At 36.9% G+C, this 941-nt stretch carries 2 protein-coding genes; both read right to left on the bottom strand.

Features of this window, described 5'->3' with window-relative positions:
• Window positions 1-263 precede the first annotated feature (263 nt).
• On the bottom strand, window positions 264-491 hold the full coding sequence (locus A5N85_RS13345) for a beta/alpha barrel domain-containing protein (protein WP_281268179.1): 228 nt from the start codon (window positions 489-491) through the stop codon (window positions 264-266).
• A gap of 207 nt (window positions 492-698) precedes the next feature.
• A partial coding sequence (locus A5N85_RS15350) for a transposase (RefSeq protein WP_211268231.1) occupies window positions 699-941 on the bottom strand: 243 nt, incomplete at its 5' end.

Raw genomic sequence — 941 nt, 5'->3', positions numbered from 1 at the left:
AATTCGGTAGTGGTTTGAAAAGTATGCTGGAATATTATCTAATCTAATCGCAGTTAAATATTTAAATATCAATATATTAAAAGAAGTATTTTTTGTAAGAGTATGTTTAGCATACTTTTCAAACAACTACCAATAATTCTACTACAAGTTGTTCTTTATATCTGCTTTGGATAGATTGGATTCTAAGTGATTTTACTATAAGCCATAAGAAAGCGCTGCTTCGATAGACATTGATTATTAACGCCCGGAATAATGGTAATTTGCTACTGTAAGCAATATTCCACTACTTTAGGGTTAAAGTCCGGGCTAATCACAAAATCAGCACCGGTATCATGTGCTTGTTGCGCTTGTTCGGAGGTGAGTACTGTGCCAGCGGCAATAGTCATTTTTGGGAATTGTTTGCGCAATAAGGCAATACTTTGCTCAGTTGCTGCGGTACTGAAAGTAATTTCTACGGCGGGAAATTGATGATTCATCAGTGTTTCACCTATAGTGCAATCATCTAAAACTCAACCCAAAGCAGATAAAAGAATAAAGTATCAATACAATCCATCCTCCATTCTTTGCGGATTTGCTTAATCCAAGCCCACATCTTTTCAATGGGATTTAAGTCTGGACTATATAGTCAAATCAGCTAAAAAACAGAACGTTATCTACCGCCAGAATGGCTAGATAAGGGCTATAGGATGTTTTGTTTTTTAGCTGATCGCACTATAAGGGGGTAACCAAACTATCTCATGCCCATGCTCTTCAATGATTGCTTGAATATCACTGCGTTTATGAAAAGCGGCATTGTCCATGACAATTACACTGTTTTTAGGTAACTCAGGTAACAGTGCTTCTCTCACCCAATGAGAGAAAATATCGCTGTTAATAGAACCATCATATAAGCGTAAGGCAAACAATTCTCCATTGATAATGGCTACCAATCGCATTGCTCT

The sequence above is a fragment of the Suttonella ornithocola genome, assembly GCF_001889065.1.
GTDB classification, from domain to species: Bacteria; Pseudomonadota; Gammaproteobacteria; order Cardiobacteriales; family Cardiobacteriaceae; genus Suttonella_A; species Suttonella_A ornithocola.
This window is presented reverse-complemented; position numbering and strand designations above follow the sequence as displayed.